The sequence below is a fragment of the Bacillus nitratireducens genome, assembly GCF_036320425.1.
Classification (GTDB): Bacteria; Bacillota; Bacilli; order Bacillales; family Bacillaceae_G; genus Bacillus_A; species Bacillus_A nitratireducens.
This window is the reverse complement of the sequence record NZ_JAUMJO010000001.1, coordinates 502971-528123: the sequence shown is the minus strand read 5'-3', so window position 1 is coordinate 528123 and position 25153 is coordinate 502971. Positions and strand designations below refer to the sequence as shown.

27 protein-coding genes and 1 pseudogene are annotated in these 25153 nt (G+C 34.4%); 18 read left to right on the top strand and 10 right to left on the bottom strand.

Going from position 1 to position 25153, the window contains the following annotated elements; translation table 11 throughout:
- Positions 1-41: 41 nt before the first annotated feature.
- A complete protein-coding gene (locus tag Q3V31_RS02755) occupies positions 42-1256 on the bottom strand; it encodes a helix-turn-helix domain-containing protein (protein ID WP_000212375.1) in 1215 nt (404 codons plus the stop codon).
- Positions 1257-1374: 118 nt separating this feature from the next.
- Here Q3V31_RS02755 and Q3V31_RS02750 point away from each other — a divergent pair, with 118 nt between their 5' ends.
- Entirely contained in the window at positions 1375-2643 is a 1269-nt protein-coding gene (locus Q3V31_RS02750) for an MFS transporter (RefSeq protein WP_000503116.1), read from the top strand.
- Positions 2644-2769: 126 nt separating this feature from the next.
- Complete coding sequence (locus Q3V31_RS02745) at positions 2770-3294, top strand: COG3014 family protein (protein WP_000736419.1); 525 nt, start codon at positions 2770-2772, stop codon at positions 3292-3294.
- A gap of 40 nt (positions 3295-3334) precedes the next feature.
- Here the strand turns inward: Q3V31_RS02745 and Q3V31_RS02740 are convergent, their stop codons facing one another.
- Positions 3335-4228: a LysR family transcriptional regulator gene (locus tag Q3V31_RS02740; RefSeq protein ID WP_001050635.1), complete on the bottom strand. Its 894-nt coding sequence runs from the start codon at positions 4226-4228 to the stop codon at positions 3335-3337.
- Positions 4229-4389: 161 nt separating this feature from the next.
- On the opposite strand from Q3V31_RS02740, the gene Q3V31_RS02735 reads away from it, so the two are divergent.
- Genes Q3V31_RS02735 through Q3V31_RS02720 form a run of 4 tightly spaced genes read left to right on the top strand, consistent with a single transcriptional unit; the run spans position 4390 to position 9327 of the window.
- Positions 4390-5382, top strand: a complete 993-nt coding sequence (locus Q3V31_RS02735) for an ABC transporter ATP-binding protein (protein ID WP_097871778.1) — start codon at positions 4390-4392, stop codon at positions 5380-5382.
- The gene (locus Q3V31_RS02730; protein ID WP_000714711.1) at positions 5360-6385 is read left to right on the top strand and encodes an ABC transporter substrate-binding protein; all 1026 of its coding nucleotides are present in this window, start codon (positions 5360-5362) and stop codon (positions 6383-6385) included. Before Q3V31_RS02735 ends, Q3V31_RS02730 begins: the two co-directional genes overlap by 23 nt.
- Positions 6386-6397: 12 nt before the next feature.
- A complete protein-coding gene (locus tag Q3V31_RS02725; protein WP_097871780.1) occupies positions 6398-8068 on the top strand; it encodes an ABC transporter permease in 1671 nt (556 codons plus the stop codon).
- Positions 8065-9327 (top strand): MBL fold metallo-hydrolase, encoded by a 1263-nt coding sequence (locus Q3V31_RS02720; protein WP_141435196.1) that lies wholly within the window; start codon positions 8065-8067, stop codon positions 9325-9327. The genes Q3V31_RS02725 and Q3V31_RS02720 overlap by 4 nt, the downstream gene beginning before the upstream one ends.
- A gap of 59 nt (positions 9328-9386) precedes the next feature.
- On the opposite strand, the gene Q3V31_RS02715 is transcribed toward Q3V31_RS02720, so the two are convergent.
- Positions 9387-9809, bottom strand: coding sequence for a YfmQ family protein (locus tag Q3V31_RS02715; RefSeq protein WP_000214584.1), 423 nt, complete (start codon positions 9807-9809; stop codon positions 9387-9389).
- Positions 9810-9940: 131 nt separating this feature from the next.
- Between Q3V31_RS02715 and Q3V31_RS02710 the strand changes: the two genes are divergently transcribed.
- From Q3V31_RS02710 to Q3V31_RS02685, 6 genes are all read left to right on the top strand, one after another.
- On the top strand, positions 9941-10057 hold the full coding sequence (locus Q3V31_RS02710; RefSeq protein ID WP_002075341.1) for a hypothetical protein: 117 nt from the start codon (positions 9941-9943) through the stop codon (positions 10055-10057).
- A 65-nt stretch (positions 10058-10122) separates the two neighbouring features.
- The gene (locus tag Q3V31_RS02705) at positions 10123-10284 is read left to right on the top strand and encodes a hypothetical protein (RefSeq protein ID WP_000109008.1); all 162 of its coding nucleotides are present in this window, start codon (positions 10123-10125) and stop codon (positions 10282-10284) included.
- Between the two features lie 161 nt (positions 10285-10445).
- Positions 10446-11081 (top strand): cupin domain-containing protein, encoded by a 636-nt coding sequence (locus tag Q3V31_RS02700; RefSeq protein WP_000071482.1) that lies wholly within the window; start codon positions 10446-10448, stop codon positions 11079-11081.
- Positions 11082-11181: 100 nt separating this feature from the next.
- Positions 11182-12273, top strand: a complete 1092-nt coding sequence (locus tag Q3V31_RS02695) for a serine hydrolase (protein ID WP_001023330.1) — start codon at positions 11182-11184, stop codon at positions 12271-12273.
- A gap of 122 nt (positions 12274-12395) precedes the next feature.
- Positions 12396-12971: a histidine phosphatase family protein gene (locus tag Q3V31_RS02690; RefSeq protein ID WP_016129087.1), complete on the top strand. Its 576-nt coding sequence runs from the start codon at positions 12396-12398 to the stop codon at positions 12969-12971.
- Positions 12972-13060: 89 nt separating this feature from the next.
- Positions 13061-13435, top strand: coding sequence for a hypothetical protein (locus tag Q3V31_RS02685; protein ID WP_000461761.1), 375 nt, complete (start codon positions 13061-13063; stop codon positions 13433-13435).
- Positions 13436-13453: 18 nt separating this feature from the next.
- On the opposite strand, the pseudogene Q3V31_RS02680 reads toward Q3V31_RS02685, so the two are convergent.
- The 3 genes and pseudogenes from Q3V31_RS02680 to Q3V31_RS02670 all read right to left on the bottom strand — a co-directional run bounded on the left by Q3V31_RS02680 (position 13454) and on the right by Q3V31_RS02670 (position 15070).
- A pseudogene (locus tag Q3V31_RS02680) lies at positions 13454-14386 on the bottom strand (alpha/beta fold hydrolase).
- Positions 14347-14676 (bottom strand): DUF3147 family protein, encoded by a 330-nt coding sequence (locus tag Q3V31_RS02675; protein WP_000545611.1) that lies wholly within the window; start codon positions 14674-14676, stop codon positions 14347-14349. The pseudogene Q3V31_RS02680 and the gene Q3V31_RS02675 overlap by 40 nt, the downstream one beginning before the upstream one ends.
- Complete coding sequence (locus tag Q3V31_RS02670) at positions 14660-15070, bottom strand: MarR family winged helix-turn-helix transcriptional regulator (RefSeq protein WP_000651915.1); 411 nt, start codon at positions 15068-15070, stop codon at positions 14660-14662. Before Q3V31_RS02670 ends, Q3V31_RS02675 begins: the two co-directional genes overlap by 17 nt.
- A 124-nt stretch (positions 15071-15194) precedes the next feature.
- On the opposite strand from Q3V31_RS02670, the gene Q3V31_RS02665 reads away from it, so the two are divergent.
- Positions 15195-16022 (top strand): PP2C family serine/threonine-protein phosphatase, encoded by an 828-nt coding sequence (locus tag Q3V31_RS02665; RefSeq protein WP_002075330.1) that lies wholly within the window; start codon positions 15195-15197, stop codon positions 16020-16022.
- A gap of 46 nt (positions 16023-16068) precedes the next feature.
- On the opposite strand, the gene asnB is transcribed toward Q3V31_RS02665, so the two are convergent.
- A complete protein-coding gene (gene asnB, locus Q3V31_RS02660) occupies positions 16069-17892 on the bottom strand; it encodes an asparagine synthase (glutamine-hydrolyzing) (protein ID WP_097871787.1) in 1824 nt (607 codons plus the stop codon).
- Between the two features lie 269 nt (positions 17893-18161).
- Between asnB and Q3V31_RS02655 the strand changes: the two genes are divergently transcribed.
- Positions 18162-18728 (top strand): sigma-70 family RNA polymerase sigma factor, encoded by a 567-nt coding sequence (locus Q3V31_RS02655; RefSeq protein ID WP_000840026.1) that lies wholly within the window; start codon positions 18162-18164, stop codon positions 18726-18728.
- Positions 18725-19825 carry a DUF4179 domain-containing protein gene (locus Q3V31_RS02650; RefSeq protein WP_016129090.1) on the top strand — a complete coding sequence of 367 codons (1101 nt, stop codon included), beginning with the start codon at positions 18725-18727 and terminating at the stop codon, positions 19823-19825. Before Q3V31_RS02655 ends, Q3V31_RS02650 begins: the two co-directional genes overlap by 4 nt.
- A gap of 39 nt (positions 19826-19864) precedes the next feature.
- Here the strand turns inward: Q3V31_RS02650 and Q3V31_RS02645 are convergent, their stop codons facing one another.
- Positions 19865-20938, bottom strand: a complete 1074-nt coding sequence (locus Q3V31_RS02645; protein WP_329762127.1) for a WD40/YVTN/BNR-like repeat-containing protein — start codon at positions 20936-20938, stop codon at positions 19865-19867.
- 268 nt (positions 20939-21206) lie between these two features.
- Here Q3V31_RS02645 and Q3V31_RS02640 point away from each other — a divergent pair, with 268 nt between their 5' ends.
- Together Q3V31_RS02640 and fbpA are read left to right on the top strand one after the other, a co-directional pair.
- Entirely contained in the window at positions 21207-22106 is a 900-nt protein-coding gene (locus Q3V31_RS02640; RefSeq protein ID WP_000510021.1) for a cation diffusion facilitator family transporter, read from the top strand.
- 193 nt (positions 22107-22299) lie between these two features.
- Positions 22300-22470, top strand: coding sequence for a Fur-regulated basic protein FbpA (gene fbpA, locus Q3V31_RS02635; protein ID WP_000098301.1), 171 nt, complete (start codon positions 22300-22302; stop codon positions 22468-22470).
- 56 nt (positions 22471-22526) lie between these two features.
- Here fbpA and Q3V31_RS02630 read toward each other — a convergent pair whose 3' ends face one another.
- Together Q3V31_RS02630 and Q3V31_RS02625 are read right to left on the bottom strand one after the other, a co-directional pair.
- On the bottom strand, positions 22527-23198 hold the full coding sequence (locus tag Q3V31_RS02630; protein ID WP_002075325.1) for a GntR family transcriptional regulator: 672 nt from the start codon (positions 23196-23198) through the stop codon (positions 22527-22529).
- Between the two features lie 16 nt (positions 23199-23214).
- A complete protein-coding gene (locus tag Q3V31_RS02625) occupies positions 23215-24180 on the bottom strand; it encodes a DMT family transporter (RefSeq protein ID WP_329762082.1) in 966 nt (321 codons plus the stop codon).
- Between the two features lie 255 nt (positions 24181-24435).
- Here Q3V31_RS02625 and Q3V31_RS02620 point away from each other — a divergent pair, with 255 nt between their 5' ends.
- Positions 24436-25095 carry a class I SAM-dependent methyltransferase gene (locus Q3V31_RS02620; RefSeq protein WP_097871791.1) on the top strand — a complete coding sequence of 220 codons (660 nt, stop codon included), beginning with the start codon at positions 24436-24438 and terminating at the stop codon, positions 25093-25095.
- The last annotated feature ends 58 nt before the right edge of the window (positions 25096-25153 follow it).

Sequence of the window (25153 nt, the reverse complement as noted above, 5' to 3'; positions counted from 1 at the left end):
TTTGCTAAAAAGGAGGAATAATATACCATTTCGAGACATTCTTAAAGTTTTTGTATTATTTGTAATGTTTTTTTAATAAATACAGAGAAAACAGAATCCGGATACGATTGTATCATTTCATTTGCTTTTGTTGCTTCTTCAAGAGCTCTTTTTTTATCATCCAGTTTGACGTAACAAAGGGCACGATATGCACCTGCTGTTGTAAGCCACGATTGATCAAGCGGATGGTTCATATAATCTGGTATAATACCACGTTGCAATGCTTGTAAAGCTTCTTCGTAACGTTTTAATCCGTATAAAGATTTTCCTTTTTCAAGATAATACAATCCGTCGTCTTGAAAAATGGGCTGATCTTTTAGTTTTTCTCGATATTGTTCTAGATGTTTTAATGCGATTGTATATTCATTAGTAATCGTGTTGTAGTAGTAAGCTTTTAAAATATTAGTCATCGCAATGGATAGAGTATCTTCTGTAAAAATGGCAAATTGCTCAGATTTTTTTATGTAATATAAATAACGCTCTTTATCAACTGTAATGACTTTTTGGTAAGATAAAATCCGGTAAAATACATCTGTTTTATAATACACTTGATGTTTTTTTGAAAATGCGAGTGTCTCTAATATCGTTTCTTCACATTTTTCATAATCGCCACATGCTAGTAATATGATGGCTTCATATAAACATAAATCAATATGTATAATAAGATCCATTTCTAAATGTTTCTCTTCATAATCATTTCTAATATTAGATATAAGTTGTAAACATTCTGCATACTTTTTACGTGTGAATATCGCAAAAGATAATTTTAATTTTGTTTCCGTACTGTCTCGGTATAACTTATATTTTTCGAAAATAGAAACAGCTTTTTCTACGTAAGATTCAATGTTGTAATCTTTCATAATCACCGCAGCAGTTACGAATTGTTTGTATATACGAGCCGTATTTAAAGTAGAAGGGAGCTCTTTTTGAACGATAGGTAGTAAAGCCTTGTACACTTCATCACATTTGTTTTCCTTTATGAGTTGCTCCATTTTTGTAATGAGTTCTACAATTTCTCCATCATCATCTTCTAATAAAAAACTCGCTTCACATTCAAGTTTTTCAGCGATATATTGTAATGTTTTCATGGAAGGTGTAGCTTTTCCATTTTCAATTTGACTAAGCATACTTTTTGTAAGTTTCGAACCTGCCAGCTCTGTTTGTGTAAGTTTTTTTTCTTTACGTAACGCTTTAATTTTTTCACCGAGAGTTGCCATATTATTGCTCCTTTATAATTGAAAAGTTAAATTGTATTTAACTTTTTGTTGTGAAAATTGGAAAGTCGATTATATAATAAGTTTAACACAATTTAACTTTTAAGGGGAGAGAGTCATTATGGGAGATGTAAGTATAGGACAACATGATACAAGAATGAAGATTGCAACGAGAAATATTATTTTAATGATGATTGGAAAGATGACGTCTTTATTAGGGGCAGGAATTTATACATTTGCCATGGGGTTATACGTTTTAAAGACAACTGGTTCAGGAATGGGTTTTGCAACTACGCTCGTTTGCGGATCACTTCCAAGGATGATTTGTGGTCCGATTGCGGGTGCTGTAGCTGACCGTGTGAATCGAAAGTGGCTTGTCATTGGCACTGATTTATTAAGTAGCTTAACGATGCTTATTATGTTTATTCTTGCTACTATATTTGGACCATCACTTCTTTTTATTTATGTTTCAGCAGCATTATTATCAATTTGTGCAAGTTTTTATTCTGTTGCATTAACTTCGTCTATTCCTAATTTAGTAGATGAGGGGCGTATTCAAAAAGCGAGTGCTTTAAATCAAACGGCGGCTTCTTTATCAAATATATTAGGGCCGATTATTGGCGGAGTTGTATTTGGTTTCATTTCCATTAAGTCGTTCTTTTTGTTAAATAGTATTACATTCTTTTTAGCAGTGATTGTGCAATTATTTATCGTATTTGATTTATACAAAAAAGAAGTGGCTGAGAGTAAAGAGCGTTTCTTGACGAGTATAAAAGAAGGATTTTCATATGTAAAACGACAGCATGAAATATATGGTCTAATGAAAATAGCGCTGTGGGTAAACTTTTTTGCGTGTGGGCTAACCGTAGCACTTCCATATATTATCGTCCATACATTGCATCTATCTTCAAAGCAACTCGGTACTGTAGAGGGAATGTTAGCAGTCGGGATGCTAATGGGTGCGATTGCTTTATCAGTGCGTAAAGAAGTGAAGAATCCGTTTCGTTCTATTTATACTGGACTGTTTTTATTTGCGGGTTTAAGTTTATGTACAGTCTTCCCATTGTTAGTTACCATTCCCAAAGTGGCAAGTTTTATTTACTATATTGCTTTTATGATGTTAACGGGTATATCAATTATGATTGTAAATATTCCGATGCAAGTACATATGCAAAAAACGACAGATCCGAGCTATTTAGGGCGTGTGTTTGGCCTACTTGAAACAATTGCTACTGCAATCGCACCACTCGGTATGATTGTATATGGGTTATTATTAGATATGTTGCCAACTAGCATTGTTATGATGACATTAGGCGGAGGTTTATTGTTAGTTGTATTAGTTGGAGTAAAGCAACATATGGCGAAAAAACAAGTGGATGTGTCGGCTTAAAAATAAGAAAATAATAAAAATTTAACTTATCATTATAAAAATGACCGAATTAGTATTTTAGTTTTTGAAACTCTTTTTCATGTGTGTTACAGTAAGGTGAGCAGGCAAAGAAAAGGAGAAAACATCATGAAAAAATTAAGTTTTGTTATGCTTTTTCTATTAGTCATAATGGCTGGATGCAGTAATTATGACACGTATATTGAAACAGGTATGCAATCATTGAAAAATGAAAAATATAGTGATGCGATTATGTGGTTTGAAAAAGCGGAAAAAGAGAAAACAGGAAATGAAGCGAAGGCATATAAAGAAGTCGCTCAGTTATTGGATCGCGGTGCGACAGCATTAAAAGATGGTAAGTATTTAGAAACGAAAGATATTGCAAATGAAGTGCTACAAAAGAAAAAAGACGATGCACTTGAAAAAGCTGTAACATCAAATGCAGAGGATATGCTTCAAAAAGCAAAAGATGTGGAAAAGAAAGTAAATGAAAGAGTGGCAAAGCATAGAAAGGTAGAAGAAGAAGGAATCGATAAACTTATTAAAGCTGTCGATAGTATAGATGAAGTGAAAGAAAAAGAGAAAAAAGTGTCAGAAGCATTAGATAAGGCTGAAGAGGCACAAGCAAAAATTGAGGAAAAGAAAAATAAATAGAGTTATAGTTTAAAAGGCTGTCGTGTATAACGACAGCCTTTTAATTTTTTTCTGCAAAAGAAGTAATGCTATGTAGTAAAAAAGAAATTATTTTAGAATTCCATCTGTCCTCATGATGAATGGTATAAATATTACGCTGAAATTCAAAATCAGGGATCGCTATATAGCATAGCTCATTTCGTTGTACTTCTTGTTCAATAGCAAGTTTGGAAATAAAGGCGACACCATTACCATATTTTAAAATTTGTTTCATCGTTTCTAATGAATCTAATTCAATTTCAGATTGAAATGTAATGTTATGTGCTAACGTCCATTGTGTAAGTAAATCTCTCGTTGTAGATGGGTTACGATGCAATAGTATACGCTCCTTCTCGATATCTTGTAATGATATATTTTCTTTTTTAGAAAAATGATGTTCTTTGGAGAAAGCAAGAACAAGTGTATCAGGTATTATATTCGTTTGTTTTAAAGGTGGTTCATCAAATGGTGCAGCAGAAATTATCCCGAGATCAATTTCATGATTTTGTAGCATCGTTCGAATTTCAGGAGCTGTTTTTACCATGAGTGTAATTTTTACATTGGGAAATTCGCATTGAAATTGGTGAACAACTTCTGGTAAAAGATAAGTCGCTGGAACATAACTAGCACCAATTGTTATAGCGCCTTTATTAAAATCTTTAAACTCTTGTGTGACCCGCCTAGCTTCTTTCATAAGTGCATCTATTTTGCAAGCATAATGATGCAATGCTTCGCCAGCCTCTGTTAAAAAATATCTTCCAGAACGTAATTCAAATAAAGACACACCGAGTTCTTCTTCTAAGCTTTTTATATGAAAGGTAATAGTAGGTTGTTTAACGCCAAGTTTTTCTGCAACAATCGTAAGTTTTTTGTATTTCTTAATAAGCACTACAACTTCTAATTTTAAGAGATTCATAATAAGTGGGCCCCTTTTTCTTTTAACTATAGAAAAAATCTATAGAAATAAATAGTTTATTAGAGATTTTTTAATTTAATCTTTACAGTACATTAACATTCAGTATAAATCTTCCAGATAGAATGAAAGCAGGTTAAGAATGAGGGGAGAGGGGTGAAACGATGGATATTAAAATTCATGGATTAGAAAAGGCATTTGGAAAAACGCAGGCGTTAAAGCCTTTACAGATTGTAATGAAAAAAGGAGAATTCACTACACTTTTAGGACCTTCAGGATGCGGGAAAACGACTTTACTTAGAATGATTGCAGGGCTTGAAGAACCAGATAAAGGTGAAATATATTTTGGAGATAAGTGCATGTATTCTTCGACAAAAAAAATAAAAACATCTCCTCATGAACGGAATATCGGTATGGTATTTCAAGATTTTGCTTTATGGCCGCATATGACTGTATTTGAAAATGTTGCATTTGGTTTAAGGGCTACAAAGCAAACGAATCAATTAAGAGAAAAGGTAGAAGATGCGATAAAGCGAGTTCGTTTGCAAGGTATGGAGAAAAGATATCCGCATGAACTCTCAGGTGGACAGCAGCAACGTGTTGCATTTGCTAGAGCAATTGTAACAAAGCCTCATTTTATTTTGTTCGATGAACCGTTAAGTGCACTTGATGCAATTTTGCGAGAAGAAATGCGATTAGAACTTATGGACATCGTTCATTCAATTGGTTTAACGGCATTGTATGTAACACATAATCAAACAGAAGCTATGTCAATGTCAGACCAAATTATTGTCATGAAACAGGGTGAAGTATTACAAAAAGGAACACCAGAAGACATTTATGTGAAACCGTCTCATGAATTTGTTGCAAAGTTTGTTGGCAAAGCAAATTGGCTTGTAGAGAATAAACAAATGATTCGTCCAGAGCACGTGAGCTGGACAAAAAATGACGTGTGCGATACGTATACAGGTGAAATTCAGTACGTTACATATGTAGGAGAACGTTATGAAGTGAAAGTAAATATGGGGACACTCGGTGTATGGACAGCTTATCACAATAGTAAGCTAAGCGTCGGTAAACCGGTATCGTTATATGTACCAAAAAAATGTATTCATCATATAGGGGGAGAATCGTATGAAGAAATTCAGTTCGCTTAAGTCTTTATTTGTATGTACTTTACTATTTTCTGCAGTAGTAACAGGTTGTAGTTCAAAGACAGGTAGTGCAGATGCAAAAAGTAAAAATACTAATCAAAAGAAAATTGTTGTATATAGTGCAGGGCCAAAAGGATTAGCAGAAAAAATTCAAAAAGACTTTGAAAAGAAAAGCGGTATAAAAGTGGAAATGTTTCAAGGAACAACTGGTAAGATTTTAGCGAGAATGGAAGCTGAAAAGAAAAATCCAGTCGTTGATGTTGTCGTACTCGCTTCTTTACCAGCGATGGAAGGATTAAAGAAAGATGGTCAAACGTTAGCTTATAAAGAAGCGAAACAAGCTGATAAGCTTCGTCCAGAATGGTCGGATGATAAAGGACATTATTTCGGGTATAGTGCTTCAGCATTAGGAATTGTGTACAACACAAAAAATGTGAAGACAGCGCCTGAAGATTGGAGCGATATAACGAAAGGGGAATGGAAAGGGAAAGTGAATATTCCAGATCCAGCACTTTCAGGGTCGGCTTTAGACTTTGTAACAGGATACGTGAAAAAGAATGGAAAAGATGGATGGAATTTATTTGAACAGCTTAAGAAAAATGAAGTTACAGTAGCAGGGGCAAACCAAGAAGCGTTAGATCCAGTAGTAACAGGTGCGAAAGATATGGTAATTGCGGGTGTTGATTATATGACGTATAGTGCAAAAGTAAAGGGTGAACCGGTTGATATCGTATATCCAAAAAGCGGAACAGTCATTAGTCCACGTGCGGCAGGCATTATGAAGGATAGTAAAAATGTAGAAGGTGCAAAAGAGTTTATTGATTATTTATTATCAGATGATGTGCAAAAACAAGTTTCTAAAGCGTATTTATTGCCAGGTAGAACAGATATAAAAGCTGAAAATAGACCAAATGTAGAAGAGATTCCAGTGTTAAATATTGATTGGAAAACAGTTGAGAAAGAACAAGATGAAATAGGAAAACAATTTAAGAAAGTATTTCAATAAGATGGTGATTACATGGTAAATCGATTCGTATCAGTAAGACAAGTTGGAATGACGGCAGCGTTGTTACTTGTGGCGATGTTAATCGTCATTCCGCTTTGTCTCATTTTATTTTCTAGTGTATATGAAAATAGTGGTTGGAATTTTTTAAAGCCTTTTGAAGTCATGCAGAGTGGTGGATTAGCTGGGATTTTTCTAAATTCGATGCTGCTAGGTGTACTCGTTGTAATAGGAGCTATCGTATTTGCATTTCCATTGGCATTCATTATGAGTAAAACAGATGTTGGAAAGTATAGTAAGTTAGATATTATTTTTATGATTCCATTTATGACCCCGCCCTATATCGGATCGATGGGCTGGATTTTGTTCATGCAACCTAACGGCTATTTTGAACAATTTTTTCCGGCTTTAAAGCCGATTTCATCATCGTTTTTTAGTTTAGGCGGTATGGTTTTAATTATGAGTCTGCATTTATTTCCATTTCTTTATTTCATGTTAAAAAACACGTTACTTCAAATTGGAAGTAGTAAAGAAGAAGCTGCAGCAGTTCATGGCGGAAGCTTCCTCTACCGTTTAAGAAAAATAATATTGCCGTTATTGGTATCAAGTTATGTAATGGGAGCTTTACTCATTTTCGTAAAGACGATTGCTGAATTTGGAACACCAGCTACATTCGGACGTAGAATAGGATTTCATGTGCTAACATCAGAAATCCATAAATTTATTTCGAGTTGGCCAATTGATTTTAGTAGTGCAACAGCATTATCTTCTTTATTACTAAGTGCGTGTATGCTTATTTGGTATATGCAAAATGTATTGAATCGAAAGTATTCATATGCCATGGTTAGTGGAAAAGGTGTGAAATCTAAAAGGTATACTTTGTCTATATTTGCGCGCGTTATAGCATGGTTTTATGTAATTGGTTTACTAATAGTAGCAATTGGCATTCCATACTTTTCTATACTGATCGCTTCATTGTCGAAATTAAGAGGTGGTGGCTTACATGTAAATAACTTTACAACGAGCCATTATGAAGCATTGTTTACAATGGGTTCTCCAGGATTAGAAGCTTTATGGAACAGTTTTCTTTTTTCACTCGTAACAGCGATTGTTGCTGTAATTATTGGAGTCTTTTTAGCACTTATGATTCGAAAGGGGAAAAATCCCTCTGAAAAATGGCTTGATATGTGCGGTATGTTACCGAATATGGTACCAGGAATAGTGATGGTTGTAGGGCTTATTTTATTTTGGAATTCACCATATATGCCTATGTCAATTTACAATACACCTGTCATGGTTATCGTAACGTATGTGGTTCTTTTTCTACCTTATACGGTGCAGTATGTAAAAGCTTCGCTCGGACAAATTGATGATTCTCTTATACAGGCGGGAAGCGTTTTTTCTGGGAACTATATTTATATTTTTAGAAAAATAATATTGCCTCTTATTATTCCAGGAATTCTTGCTGGATGGGCGATGACATTTACGATTTCGATAAGAGAGTTAGTAGCGTCGCTTCTCGTATTACCTCCATCAGTAGAAACGTCAGCAACGTTTATTTTTGCTCAATTTGAACAGGGCGAAGTATCTATAGGAATGGCGATGGCCGTTGTTTCTGTTGGACTTACAACAATGTGCTTATTACTTCTGCAACATATGGAGCAAAAACGAAAAGGGGTAGCATGATGAGGGTAGAAGTATGGGGAGGAGCAGGAGAATACGGTCGTTCCTGCTATTTTGTAAAAAATAAAGAGACGAAAATCGTATTCGATTGTGGTATTAATCGATCGTATGAGGATAGTTATCCAAAAATAGAGAGAGAAGTTGTTCCATTTTTAGATGCGGTATTTTTATCACATATTCATGAAGATCATACGATGGGTTTACCTTTATTGACGAAGTATGGATATAAGAAAAAAATTTGGACAACTCGTTATACGAAGGAGCGACTGCCAGCTTATTTTGAAAAATGGAGAAACTACAATCTGAAGCAAGGGTGGAATTTACCTTATAACGACCAAAATATTAAAGATTTAAATTATGTGTGTATTGATGAGATTGGTAATCCAAATGAATGGATACAAATTACTCCTACATTGCGGTTTCAATGGGGGTATAGTGGACATGTATTAGGAGCGGTTTGGTTTTTAGTGAATATGTGTAATACATACGTATTTTATTCTGGGGACTATTCAGCAGAGTCTAATATACTACGAGCTAATTTACCTGAGAAGTTACGAAGCGATATAAAAATCGCAATTGTGGATGCTGCTTACCACACTGATGATGTTTCGCAAATTGAAAGATTAGACGAACTATGTGCAGAAATTGAACGAGTTGCGCAAAATAAAGGAATAGCATTACTACCACTGCCTCCACTTGGTAGGGCGCAAGATATAGTATTTTATTTATATGAACGATATAAAGAATTTCCGCTTATAGTAGATAAAGAAATTTTGGTCGGTTTTGAAGAGATGTTCATATATAAAGATTGGCTGAAAAATAATGAAAAACTTGAGCGGATTCTGGAGAGTTTAAAAAGAAGCATAATAGTTATGGATAATGATATATGTATGCAAAATAGTTACGGAATAGTTGTAATGAGTGATGCGAATATGCAAACGAAACGAGCACAGTTGTATTATGAACAACTTCGGCATGAAGAACGAAATTCCATTATCTTTACTGGACATATTGCGAAAGGTAGTTTTGCAGAAAAGATGATGAAAGAACGTGTAAGTAAAGGATGTAGAGTGGAACGAGTTCCGTATAAGGTTCACCAAAGTATAAGTGATGTTAAAGAAATGTTAAATACATTATTACCAGAACATACGGTGTTAGTACACGCTTTGAAAGAGGATACGGATCAATTACAGAAAAAGCTTAGCATAGCAGGATATAAAAATGTATATTCACTTGCAATGGAATGCGTAGAATTGACTTAACATGTATAGGAAAAAAGGAATCCGTAGCCAGATGGATTCCTTTTTCTAATATATGAGTATTAAGCTAAATCAGCTGATACGAACATATCATTATTTTGAAGGTTTTTAGAGCGTAAACTATAAGCAACTACCTTCTTTTTATATTGCTTTACAACGTCGACATGTTCTTCATGACTATAAATATAAAAGGTAAAATCTTTTTTGCCACGTTTTGCATTGATAATTAAAGGAGTTCCCTCATTGTGTGGTGGTGCATAATAGCGATCTAAAAATAAACCTTCGTTAAAATCATGAATAATTTTGGATTTCTTTTCGCCTTCTAAGTTATTTCCATTGATTGTAACAGTCACATTCTCTTCTTCAAGTTGTGGATGTGTTTCGTACCTGCTAATAATGGATTCAATAACAGAGTTAGGAAGGCTAGAAACGATAATTTTAAATGCCCCAAATACAACTAACATTACAATAAACCAAGTTGTCATAGTATTTCATCCCCTTTATCCCACAGTAACGGTCCGTAAAAGCCTGGTTGGTGCGGGCTAATAATCAGTGTGGGATAGATACCCCTTACTGACTAAAATTTCACTTTATCCTATTTAACAATATAACTCATATGGTAATAGTACATATGGTGAAGTTTTGTATAATTTGTGAAAAATATGCCATTTTTATGAACGAAATGTTAGAAAAATCAATTTTGTTACAAAAAGTTGAAATTGAAGTATTTTAAAAGAAAAAGGTTTATAATAAAAATATAACTAATAACAACATTACTAATTATAAGGAAGTGTAACTATGAGTACTGTAACAATCGTATATGGTATTATTCTTTCTACAATTATTGTTTTATTTATTGTCGGGGTTTCACGTTATATTCATAAATGGAAAGAAGGCGTTGCGAAATTAAATCACATTGAAGAAGAACTTAGTGATTTAATGTTACATCATGGTAAGTAAAAAGTTTATTTTTTAACTGAAAAATGTGAAGAATATCACAAAACATGCTGTCGTAATGAAAGCATGTTTTTTTGTTATGTTGTTAATAGGCACATTCCTAAAAAAATCCCATACGATACAGTGTGAAATCAGAAATGTTCGGAGCGGGAAAGAGGGATAAAATGAGTAATTCAGGTTATGTTACAGATAATAAAAATTTAAAGAAAAGCTCAGGAACGCCAAATCTTTTCTTTGATTCAAGAAAGAATGTCTTTTTTAAAAGAGATGAGAAAAATGTTGCGTATGAAGTAACGTCAACACAATTACCGGCGATGATTGGAGGAGCCTTTGTTGATTTGTTTATGACGAAGGGGCATATGCGAGAACCACATTGGCATCCGAATGCTTGGGAATTAGATGTTGTTGTCTCAGGGGAAGCCGTTACTTCTATATTAAATCCTGAAACGAATCAATTGCAAAATTATCATTTGAAAGCGGGGCAAACGGTCTTTATTCCAATGGGATGGTGGCACTGGATCACGGCCGTAACAGAGGAAGTACAGTTACATTTATTCTTCAATAACGATCAGTTTGAAACAGCAGAAGGATCAGACATACTTAGATTAACACCGCCAGAAGTATTTCAAGCTGCATACGGTGTAAGTGCAGAAAAATTGGGAAAGGATCTTTCGCCAATTAAGGAGTCAGTTGTAATTGGTCCTCCTAACTCAAATCGACTAAATAGCGTTAAAGAAAGTGACGACTCAAATATAGTTGTTACGTTAAATGGACACATAACATCATGTGAAATAGAGTAACTCTTTCTTTTTTTAGGAAGAGTTACTCTATTTTGTATAATTTTGTATTTTTATTCGTTATAATTATTATATAGAAGGGAATTTCTAGAGGGGGCATATTGTGAACATATTAAAGATTATAGGAATTGTTGCAGGAGTGATTATAGTAGCCGTTATAGCTTTCTTTGTCATTATGAGATATTATTTGTCGAAAGAAGATCCTAATTACGTATTAAATTACATAAAAGAACATAAAGGTGATGAATCACTTTCATTACTAATTAGAAGAAATGGCGAAGTAGTAACATCTGTAAATGAAAATAAAAAATTGCCATTAGCGAGTACGGCAAAAATCGTAATAGCAGTTGAATTTGCTAAACAAGTGTCAGAAGGAAAAGTAAGTCGTGATGAACAAATTTCATTGCAGGAACTAGAAAAATATTACGTTAAAAACACGGATGGTGGAGCGCATCCTGCGTGGTTAGAAGATGCCAAAGCTAGAGAGTTAGTGAAAAATGAACACATCGCTTTAGAAGAAGTCGCTAAAGGGATGATTCATTATAGTTCTAATGCAAATACAACATATTTGTTAGATAAGCTTGGAATAGAAAGAGTAAATGAAAGTATAAAAGAGTTAGAGCTTACTAGTCATGACAAGTTCACGTCGTATACTGCTTCACTATATATGAGAGGGTATGTAGAAAAAGAGCTTCATCAGCCAGAAAATCAATCGTTAGAAATGATACGTAACATGTCAAAGGATGAGTATAATAAACATGTGTTACAAATTCATGAATGGATGAAAGATGAAGAAGAATGGAAAAAAAGGGATATCCCATTAAAAGTAGATATGGAATTTCAGCGAATTTGGTCAGATCGATTAGTGGGTGCAAACGCTAAAGACTATATGAGTATAATGAAAAAGATAAATAGTAGAAATTATTTTCCAAAATCAATGCAAGAAGAAATCGAGAATATTTTCAAAGGAACAGTTAATAATAGTAAGTTAGAATACGCTGGTCAAAAAGGTGGCTCTACCGCATTCGTATTGACAAAAAGTTTGTATACTACAGATAAGAAGGGGAATAAGGTAGAAGTTGTAATTATGTTTAACGATATAGAAGATCAAGTTGCATACCAAAAGCTGAGAAATAATATAGATTATTTTATTCAAGATACTATAACAGATGAAGAGTTTAGAAGGAAATTATAACGAAATAATTTTATTATGTAAACAAGGGCGCTTTTTAGAAAGCGTCCTTTTTCTTTTCATAATACAGGATTTCTTATTTACTTCATTGAATATAGATTGAAAATAAGAAGGGAAGTTGAAAAATGACCACAATATATTTCGTTCGCCATGCCCACTCTACATATACAAAAGAAGAACGTGAAAGGCCTTTATCTGAAAAAGGTTTGTTAGATACGCAGCATGTAACACGCTTATTAAAAGATAAACATATTGATGTTGTGATTTCTAGTCCGTACAAAAGGGCAATGCAAACTGTGCAAGGGATTGCGAATACATATAATTTATCAATACAACTGGAAGAAGATTTAAGAGAGAGGTTATTAAGTAAAGAGCCAGTAACAGATTTTAACGATGCTATTCAGAAAGTGTGGGAAGACTGGACTTTTGCATACGAAGGTGGGGAATCAAGTAATATAGCGCAAAGGCGTGCTGTAATATGTATGCAAAGTATATTAAGAAAATATAAAGATAAGAATATTGTAATAGGTACTCATGGAAATATTATGGTATTACTAATGAATTATTTTGATTCGAAATATGATTTTCAGTTTTGGAAAACACTTCATATGCCTGATGTGTATAAATTAACTTTTGATAATAATCGTTTCATTTCTGCTGAAAGAGTAGAGAAAACAGGTCATCGGATAAACATTTTGTAAAAGTTTATCAAAAAAAGAGGAAAGAGAGAAGGTATTGTAGAAGTATGACTTTGTAACATAAAAAATATTGGTTAAAGGAGGCTGTTTACATGTTTGAGAAAGAGAAAGAAGGGCTTATTGAAGTTCACAACGTATATGAAATCGCACCAGCAGATGGAGCAATTATAGGTATGGCAACGGAAGAAGAAATGGAGATTGCTGCTGAACTAGAGTTACAGTACTATGCCCATTCTCGTTTATTAGAAGCAAATATTCAGTTAGACGGTTCCTCCTATAAAGAGTTACTTCAGGAGTTCCAGGAGTACGAAAGAAAATCAATGAACTTTTGGAGAGCAATACATAAACGTTTAGCTGTGCCATGGGCATGGGTATTACGTATTGATGTTGCGAATGGTCCTATATATGTAAGCAATGGGAGTTCGTATTATGAAGAAGTTGATGATGACGAAGAAGACTATGAATAGATAAGTAAGGAAGCAACTTCAGTTGCTTCCTTTTTTTATTGACAATGAGTGAATGGCTTCAATGATAGTATCTGGGCGATCATTTTCTATCCCATGACTAGCATGTTCAGCCAAAATATATTGGCTATTTATTGAGAGATTTAGTTGTTCACGAATAAGTTCTTGCCACATATCTTCAAGTTGTGTAGCTTCTTCTTTTGGCATACCGCCCTCAATCAATTGAGCAACAGAATATTGGGGATCTCTACCGATAACGATTAATGGTATTTCTAATGCTATATGTTGTTTTTTTATTGAGCGAGCGCAATATTTCCACTCGGACAGTTCAGCAGCTGTCGCTTTATATAAGGAAGGAGATGTGGAAAATTTGATATGCTGTGTTGTTGCATTGACGAGTATAGATTTTAGTTCATTATAAAGTGCGTCTGCATCCATGTTGGAGTAAGTATGATATTTTTGTAGCCACATATCATCAGAATCAGTTTGATCAGAAACTGGTAAATGCAGTTCATCTAATCGGTGTAAGTTCATGGAAGTAGAATCAACTAAAAGAAGTGCTTGCAGCCTATCTTCATGTAACATTGCAAAATGTTGTGCGCATAAACCTCCATAGGAATGACCGATTAAAATGATTGGCTCATAAATATCTAGTTCATGTAGTAACATATGTAGTTCTTTTACGACTTGCATTGTTGTACGTGGATTAGTTCCTAGCTCGCTTTATCCATAACCTGGGCGATGATATGAAATGACTGTAAATTTTTGTGAAAGCTTTTCTATAATAGGAAGCCAATCATAAAATGAGCATCCCATTCCTGTTTGAATGACTACAGTTTGTTTACTGCTACCTCTCATATATACTTCTACAGTTTGTCCAAATATCTCTACTGATCTATTAATAGTAATTCCCCCTAAGCTTGAAATACTTTTTGGCAAGTAAAGGCGATACACCAGGCGACTATGCCAAAGAGTATAGATGTACTAAGTGAAAAGGAGTTCTTTAAACCGATATAAACAATAAATAATAGTAGTGCAGATGCAGGAAATCCATATAATACGCCTAAAGCGAATTGACTTAATTCTTGTTTACTCCCACCTTCGAAAGAAATCCAAAATAAACTAAGTAAACTAATAAGAGGAAGGGCTGCGATAAAGCCACCAAGCGTACTAAAATATTTGGCAAATTCGGTTACACCCCCAATAATGAGGGCGGAGACGATGACCTTAACGAGGAAATGCATATTTTGCCTCCTTAGCTAATAACGAAAAGGCTTTTTCTATTAGTTGTTGCTCTTCTTTTGATAACTGTGATTCTAATATTTGTATCTTTTCTTTGTCTAGCAAAGTATGCTTTTCTAATGCTTCAATTCCTTCTGTCGTTAGTGTAAGATTCACAACTCGTTCATCTTGTTTATTTCTTTCTTTAATAATAAATCCTTTTTGAATAAGGCGTTTTACATGTTCGGACGCTGTGTTATGAGATAAACCAAGTTCAGAAGCAATTTTTCCAATTGTTATATCTTTCTCTCGGGAAGTGATTTGTAAAATACGAATTGCTTGATGAGTAAGATTGTCTTCATATTCATAGCGTAAGTGGTAGTAGATTGTCTCCCAATGTGGATTAATGTCTTTCATATTATAATTCCCCTTAATTTTTATGTCGTATTATAAGATATATTCGCTTTGTAAGAATTAAAATCCTGTTATTCTTATAAAAAATGTTGAAAAAGTTTATTTTTATTGAAATATAAGGTAATCTATGTGTAAAGGTATACATTTAGCAAGAGAGAGGATGATAGCTGTGAATACATTTAAATGGATTAGTCATGAAAAGATGTATGTAGATCAAATACATGTTGAAAAATGTGGTCCTCTTTCAGTCGGCGTATATGGAGGAAATCAAGAGAGTGATGCATATGAAAGAGGAGATGCAGTGCTAGCTTGGTGGGATCCGAATTTAGAATTTGAATTTGTTATGATTTTTGATACACACCACAAAACGAAAAATATCCATTATATAATAGAAGCAATTTCAGAAAGAAAAGAGAAACTAAAAGAATTATTTTCATACCCAATCCATTTAGCTTTTCATCATACACATATGTATTTATTAGCGTTATTTACAGATGAGCTCTTTATCGAGAAATGTGACCAAGATGATGAGGAACTTGCATGTTTAATTTGTTTACGAAAAGGCGAGTTCTTATATTGGCTATCAGTTGGTGATTGCTTCGCGTATTTATTCCATTCAGAGCAAACGAAAAATGGAAAAGGTAGGCTAAATAAGCGTAAGAACTATGAATATATAGGAAGAAAAAATGTTTTTGCAGCGAATACACCTTGTTTTACATCAGGGGTAAGGGGATTAGAAAAAGGTCAGAATCACATTGTAATGGCAACGGATGGTATTTTAGAGTGTGATAAACTAAAGTTTGATGATGATCAATCTTTAGTAGAAATATTACACGACGGAACTTGTTTACAGATTGAGCCTGTATTAACAAATGTACTTCAGTGGAAAGGTAGAGATTGTGCCACTATTATTGGCTGGTCCATCGATACTGAAAATAGACAATGTGCCAATTAATAACTGAAAGAGAGTTCAAGTTTTTTTGTCCTTGAACTCTTTTTTGTTAAGCAATATGAATATGATACGTTTTTAACCATTCATTTACTTGTAGCATATACTCCATAGCACTTCTTGCTTCAAAATTGGTAATCTCTTTGTTACTTTGATCGGCAATAGCAAGTAATGTGGAATGATTAATAAGTGAGAAAATAGGATTGTTTTTATTACTGCACATGTCGAGTGATAAATGACGGATTGTTTGTAAATAATGTGGATCTTGTGAAGTTGGATAAGCACTTTTTCTTCTATTTCGTACGTCATCAGGTAAAGCTGGTTTCAGTGCTCTACGTAAAATGCCTTTTTCAATATTATCAATGCTTTTTATGTTGAAAGGAACATTCCACAAATATTCAACTAATCTATAATCGCAAAATGGTACACGAACTTCAAATCCTACAGCCATACTCATACGGTCTTTACGGTCGAGTAAGAACGGAAGGAATCTCGTTAAAAATAAATAAAACATTTGACGTTGTTTCGCGGATTTTTTACTTTCCCCTTCAAGAGTAGGTACTTCAAGAGCAGCCTCATGGAATCGTTTATTAACATAATGCTCAGGATTACATTGATTTGTTACTTCGCTTAATAATAGAGAAGATGTGTTTTTCCAGTTTGTTAACCACGGAAACTTATCTACATATAATAGTTCTTCTTGATGAAACCAAGGATATCCCCCGAATACTTCATCAGCAGATTCTCCAGATAAAGCTACGGTTGCATCTTTTTTCATTTCGCAAAATAGTAAATATAGTGAAGTTTCCATTTCGCCAGCACTCGGTAAATCTTTTGCACGGAGGGGAACGAATAAGTGATTTGCTAACTCTTCAGCATTCACAATAATATCATGGTGCGATGTCCCTACATGTTCAGAAACGCGTTTTACCCAAGGAGCATCTAAACCAGTACGTGCAAATGTCAGCTCGAAATCTTTTGCGCTATTTACAAAATCAACGGAATACGTATGAAGTGTTTTATTTTCCGCTGCAAATTCTTTACCCGCTAGTGCAGTAATACCGCTAGAGTCTAATCCGCCTGATAACATACAGACGAGAGGAACATCGGCAATTAATTGTCTTTTTACTGTATCTTGTAAAATAGATAAAATATGTGATGATGTATCTTCAGTAGAATCTGTATGAATTTTACTTTCTAAATTCCAATACTTTTGAACTACTTTGTTATCACGTGTGAATGTTATAGAGTGTCCAGCACGAACTTCTTGAATATGTTTAAAGACGCCACATCCTGGAGTTCGAAATAAGCCTAATCCAAATATTTCATTTATGCCGTCCGCATCAATTTCAGCAGGAATAGATGGATGAGCTAGTAGTGCCTTTATTTCAGATCCGAAAATAATACTGTCATTTCTTTCTGTATAAAAGAGTGGCTTTACGCCTAAATGATCGCGTGCTAAAAACAGTTGTTGCTTTTGATCATCCCATAAGGCGAAAGCGAAAATTCCGTTTAAATGTTGTACGCAATCTTCTTTCCATTCTAAATAAGCATGTAGTAATACTTCTGTATCTGAATGCGTTTCAAATGCATGACCACATTTTCGAAGTTGTTCTCTCAGCTCACGGAAATTATAAATTTCTCCATTATAAGTAAGAGCATACGTATAATCACCAGCACGAAATATCTTCGGCTGTGTCCCACCTTCTGGATCAATAACAATTAAACGTCGGTGTGCAAAGGCCGCACGAGGTGAAAACCAAAATCCTTCAGCATCAGGTCCACGATGCCCAATACTATTTGCCATCTTTTCTAAAATAACATGTTGATTTGAAAGGTTCTTTTTCCAATCTACCCAACCTGTAATTCCACACATACATATCTCATCTCCTAATTTAAAATTATAAAAGTAGATTAATTAAATGAAATGTACACCAGGTTAAAGAGTGTTTGCATAAATAGTGTACTACACTAATTGAATTACAGACTTGAGAAAATTTTCTTCAAGCTTATATTTATATGAGACAATGGATAAGGAAAAGTATCCCATTACATACAAAAAATAAAAAAAGATGAGAGAAAAAAATTTCCAAAACGTTATATAGGGTGTAAAAGCTTTTACAAAAAAATAAGGGGACTCGCTACATGAAATCAAATGAGAAAAATTTTATAAAAAGATTACAGCGGCAAAAAGAAGATGCGCTAGAATTTGTTGTCGATACATACTTACCGCTCATAAAGGGGATAACGCACAAAGTTCTTCTTTCAGTTCAAAATGATGGACTCATTGAGGAATGTGTAAATGATATATTTCTTTCCATTTGGAATAACGCAAATAAGTTTCATGGAGAGCCGAGTGATTTTAAAAAATGGATTGCAGCGATTGCAAAGTTTAAGGCAATTGATTATTACCGGAAAGCGACTAAAAAAGTAGAAATCATTTCAGATGAGTTTCATATAAGTACGGAAAAATCGGCAGAAGACGAATTAATTCTTATGGAAGATAGGGAAGAGTTATTGAAGCTTATTAATCAATTGGAACCGTTAGATCAAAAAGTATTCATTATGAAATATCTTCTCGGTATGAAGACAGAGGAAATAGGAGACAAGTTAGGATTAACCAGGGCGGCGATCGATAATCGAGTGTACCGTGGAAAAAAGAAACTACAACAAAATGCTACGAATATTAGTTTTGGAGGTAGTGCAATATGAAAGACATTTATGAACTATTAAATGATATTGATATAGATGAAAAAGAACTTGAGGAAATTGAGGCTTCTGAAATTGAAAAAGAAAAAGTGAAGCGTAATGTAAAACAATCGATACGTACGAAGAAAAAGATGAAAACTTGGAAAAAAGGTGTCGCTGCTGCATCTATTTTAGTAGGACTCTCAGTTGCAACACTCGGTATCGGATTTCCTACATATGCCGGGGGATTGCCAATTGTAGGTGACATATTCCGCTTTTTAGATAACGGTAGAACAGGATTATATGAAAATTATAAAGAGTTTTCGACTGAATTGAATATGACGAGAGAGAGTAATGGGGTTAAGGTTACAATTAATGATGTAATTTCTGATGGCAGAACATTATCTATAACGTATTCACTGGAAAGTGAGCAAGACTTAGGGGATGATCCTATTATATTAGGCGGATTGGATATAATGGACGCTCATGGTAGTTCAGGAAGTGGGAAAATGACTAAAGTTACTGAAAAAAAGTATGTAGGTATGGTAACAACGACGCACCATGATAGTAATAAAAAGGACAAAGTAAATTTTAGATGGAATATAGAGGGAATAGAGATGCCAGATAGGAAAAAATCAATACAAGGTAATTGGAATTTCGCGTTAACTGTAAAATCAATGGATAGTAAAGAGAGAACAATTGGTGGAAGTTCGGAAAAAGAAGGTATAAAGGCAAATATGGAAAAGGTCGCAATGTCGCCGGTTTCATTTATTCTTTATTACAATCAAGAAGTTTCTAAGGGTGCGAGGAAAGAATGGGATAGTGTAGATGTTGAATTGACAGTTAAGGATGATTTAGGGAATGATTATTCGGGTGAAGGAAATGGAGGAAGTGGCCACGATCCTTACAATATTCGATGGAGTGCCACATTCCAAAAACTGAACGAAAATGCAACAAAGCTTATCGTTACACCACGCGTACACTTACGAGTGCATACACCTGAAAATCATGGTGGAGTGGAATATGTGAATGGGAAAGAGAAGAAAATAGAAGTGCCGAAAAAAGAAGCGAAGAGTAAAGATATAGTGTTAGATGATATTGTCATTGATTTAAAGAAATAAATAAAGAGACTGCCTTAAAATGAAGGCAGTCTCTTTTTGTTAAGAACTAGTAACGAGCAATGCATGTGGATGCTGCGTTTTATACTCATCTTTCCACGGAATGTTTAGTTGTTCCCACGATTCGCCGCTATCATTGGATTGAAAGACGCCATTGTTATTTAAAGTGTAAAACGTATGTGGTTCTGCTGGATTTGTAGCAAACATCGAAATGACTGTACCAATTGCAGATGGTAGACCTTGTTGTACTTGCTCGAACGGAGTATCTTTCGTTTTTCGATAAATATAAGATTCATAAGGAATACGGTGATGAGCGAGATCGGCACTTGGTGCGGCAGAAACGAGAATTGTATCGCAATCAGCCGGATCGATAGCCATGCTGTATAAATAATGATGCTCAAGTCCGTCACTACATGAAATCCAGCTGTTTCCACTGTTATAACTTTCAAGGTATGCGCGATCAGGTCCACCCATAAATCCATCACCACATGATGCATAAAGGCGATTTGGAGCTTCAGGGTGCATGAGTAATTGATGCGCATCGATAGGAGCACCGAACTTTTTATCAATCCATGTATGCCCTCTATCGTTACTTTGAATAACAGCACCAGCTTCAATTGAAACATGGACTGTATTTGGGTTGTTTGGATCAACTGTAATCCAGCGTACGTGATGGGTAAAAGGTCTAGGCGGGAAAGCCCACGTATAAGAAGATAATAATGATTTCATATTTTTAAGTTCAGTCCACGTTTCACCACCATTTTCTGAACGGAATAAAGCACTAGGTTCTGTTCCTACATAAACGACGCCATATCCGTTAACTTGTTCAATAGGGCTTATCGTAATGGAAGTGATCGAAGAGTGTAAAATCCCATCTTCTTTCGGGAAATCAAAGTAACGATATGAATCTCCAATTGGTTTCCACGAATCTCCGCCATCGTCACTTAGCCATAAACCTCGTCCAAATGTGCCGCAATATACACGATTCTTTAGGGATGGATCAACTGCGATACAAGTAGGTTGCATATTTTGTAAGTGATATGAGGTTTCATAGTTACCATATCGTTCTTTTACAACAATAAGTTCACGTTCCATACAGAGAAATAGTCGTTTCAATTCAATAACCCCCTTCAAATTTCTTTCATTAGTAAACAATATGAAGCTGAAAAAGAAGTAGTCTTATTTTTTGTTGAGAAAAAGGACTTGTTTGAAAAAAAGCGAAGTGTGTATACAGAGTAAGCGGGATAAAGTGAAACTTTAATCAGTAGGGTATTGTTCATCTTCTACGGATTAGTAGCGTTCACTACCGGGCATTAATGGGGGATAAAGATAGGGAATGTGTTTCATACTAACATACAGGTATTGCACTTAAAGGAGCATTTGTATGGGACACTCACATGATCACGGTCATTCAAAAAATAAAAAAGCGTTATTAATTGCCTTCTTATTAACAACAAGCTTTATGATTGCTGAAGTTATTGGGGGATTTGTAACAAATAGCTTAGCACTATTATCTGACGCGGGGCATATGTTAAGTGATGCAGTATCCTTAGCGCTAAGTTTACTTGCGTTCAAGCTTGGAGAAAAAACAGCAACAACTGCGAAAACATACGGGTATAAACGAGTCGAAATGTTAGCGGCATTATGTAACGGTGTCGTTCTTATTGTCATTTCAGTATACATTTTTATTGAAGCAATTCGCCGTTTTAAAGAACCAGTTGAGATTGCTAGTAATGGGATGCTCATTATTGCTGTACTTGGTCTGCTTATTAATATTTTATCAGCTTGGATATTAATGAGAGGCGGAGATGTGAAGGGGAATTTGAATTTAAGAAGTGCTTTCTTACACGTATTAGGCGATCTATTAGGATCAGTCGGAGCGATTATTGCTGCGCTATGTATTAAATTTTTCGGATGGACTGTTGCAGATGCGATTGCTAGTATTCTTGTGTCTATTTTAGTCATTATTAGTGGATGGCGTGTAACACGTGATACGGTCCATATATTAATGGAAGGTGCACCACAACATATAAATGTTGAAGAGATAAAAAGTACTTTATTAAATATTACGATTGTAAAAGAAGTACATGATTTGCACATATGGTCTGTCACATCTGATTTTCAAGTATTAACTTGCCATTTGATTATTAAAGGTAATGAAACACAAAGTGTATTAAAAGAGGCTACGGATGTATTAAAGGAGAAGTTTCATGTAGAACATGTCACCATTCAAGTAGAAATAGATGGTGAATTTAATCATAGTGAGACAACTTGCAAAGTATGAAAGAAAAAGGATAAGAAAAAGTGTCATAACATTTTTCGCGCAGCATACATATATATAATGTGGCCACAAATACTTTGTAAGGTAAATATTTCATAAGATTACTTTACTTATTAAGAATCATCTTTTATAATCAAAAGTGGTAATTGATAAAGATTATCATTTTCAATGATCGTAGAAAGGAGTTTTTTAAAAGATGAGTAGTCAACTCCGTTTTGCTGTTGAAAATCGTAAGAGGCATTTAATTGATGAGTTAATTGGAGCAGGTGTGTTTAAGATTCGCGACCGACAATTATACGAGCTGTCTTTAGAGGAATTGGAAAAAGAGTACGAAGACATGGAAGATTATGCGGATATTCAGGCATAGCTATATAGATTAATAAAAGATGAGCTGGTTACATTTTTGTGTAACCAGCTCTATTATTATTTCATAGAAATCATTTTTTGTATCTCTTTCATAGGACGGAGCCAGTTTTGAGACATCATTTGTTCCATTTGTTGTTCATTTTGCTTTTGCAATGCTTGAATGATAGAGTGATGTTCTTTAATAGATTGACTCGCAGGAACAAAGTTTTGGAAAAATAAATATTCAAGACGTAAAACGTGAAGCTGCATATTTTCTAGAAAAGGTTCAATATATCGATTTTTAGCAATAGACGTAATTGTATTGTGAAATTGTATATCTAGTTCTAAAGCTCGTTTTGAGTTTTTTTCCTCTATAGATTGTTGGAAATCATCATTTATCTCGGAGAGTAGTTTAATATCAGAGTCTGTAATATTTTGAAGTGCTTGCTTTCCAATAATTGAGTGAAGACCAGCCATTGTCTCATAAATGATAGATATATCTTCAAATTTAATAGGAGTAATTTTCGTTTTTTGGCCGGGAATCATTTCGACTAACCCAGAAAGCTCTAAAATTTGTAAAGCTTCTCTAACTGGTGTTCTGCTTACTCCTAGTGCTTCCGCCAATTCCCCGTCATTAATCTTTTCATCAGGTTGTAAAACACCTTCTATAATCCAATCTTGTAGTTGATTTAAAACGAGTGACTTTGCGGAAATTCTTCCGGTTTTTTTATAGTTTTGAGGGACAGGCATAATGAATTCAATCCTTTCATTGTATATTGTGTCTTTTTTCATTAACGAGTTTTAGCTTCGATTGTCCTTCATCTGGTTTTTGGCTTAATATGAGCACCATTATAATGACACAAAAAGCACCTAATATTTGAAAAGATTGAAATGGTACGTGCAATATTACGACAGAAGATATAATAGCTGCAAGCGGTTCTGTGCAACCAAATAATGTTGTTTCTTTTGGAGTAAGGTATCTTATGCTGTCTAAATATAAATAAAATGCGATAAGTGTTCCGAAAATAACTACAAAGGCAATGAGCGGAAGGGTACTTAGTTTTACATATTTCATAGTTGATAATAAAATGAATTCGTTTGTGGAAATAAAGTGTAAAATCGTTACGCCTACTCCCCCAATAATCATGCCCCATCCAACGATAACGGATGAAGACCATCTTTCTAACAATTCCTTTGAATATAAGCTATAAAATGCGAGAGATAATCCAGATAAAATGCCCCAAACGATAGCTGGTGTAGAAACAGCCAAGTTATGAACAGACCCGTTTGTTAGTAATAGAAAAGTCCCTACTAATGAAAGGGTAATTGAAATAAAATCAATTTTTGATGGACGAACGTTCCATTTGAAAAGTAAATATACAGTAATAAATATAGGAGCTAAATATTGTAATAATGTTGCAACGGCAGCGTTTCCCTCTTTAATGGAAGCGAAATACGTATACTGTACAGCAAGCATACCGAATAGGCCAAACAAAATCATTTTATAAGCATCAGATTTTTGTTTCCAGATGCCGAATATCTCTTTTCTGCTCGTTCCGAATGATGAAATAATGAGCAAGATGACGCCGGATATAAGCAGACGAATGGTAACTAACCATTCAGTAGAAACTGTTTCGGATTGAAAAAGTTGTTGCGCTGCTGTTCCTGACAACCCCCATAAACAAGCGCCGATTATGACCATTAAAATTCCTTTTAATCGATTTGGATCCATAAGGTATGTAGTCCTCCTTCCCAAAAAATATATTGTATACAATATGCAATATATCACGAAATGGGGGATTTATAAATTAAAATTTCTGATTTCCTTAAGTGGAAATTGTATAAGGTGTAGTTAGGTCTACAATACAAGGAAGTAGGTTAAATAAAGCAAGTTAAAATTATAAGATTGAATCATAATCAAGAGGATAAAAAAATAAAGATAAGAGTAATTTGATTTGCTAAAAATATATGTAGAAGGAGATATGTGATGAGCTGGGTTACTCATAAACCAACATTTGAATTTGATAATTATAGTCATTTTATTCGGGCGAATACGGCGTGGGTTGGGCATTTAGATTTCGCATATGATTTAGTAAGGTTTGAAAAGCCAGAAGTATTAGTTGAGTTAGGTACACATTTAGGGGCTTCCTTTTTCAGTTTTTGTCAAGGGGCAAAAGATGGAGGATTAAATACAAAATGTTTTGCTGTAGATACTTGGACGGGAGATGAGCATACAGGTCCATATGGGGAAGGTGTTTTTCAAATAGTAAATAAAGTAGTAAATATGAGTTATCCTAATATAGGTAATTTAATTCGTTCTACTTTTGACGAGGCAGTGGATCAGTTTCAAGATGGAACGATAAATGTGTTGCATATTGATGGTTATCATACGTACGAAGCAGTTTCTCATGATTATAAAACATGGTTACCGAAACTTGCGGATAACGGTATCGTTTTATTTCATGATATTGAAGTTAAAACTGGAGACTTCGGCGTGTATAAGTTTTGGGATGAAGTTAAAGCGAAGGATCCTCATTTTCAGTTTGAGCATTCATATGGGCTTGGTGTATTATTTCCGAAAGGTTGTAGCGATAAGTTTGTGGAAATACTCAAAAATAAAGAAGAAATACAAAATATGTATAAATAAAAAGTGGAGCATGCATCATTTTAATGATGTGTGCTTTTTTATATGGGGAAAAATGGTA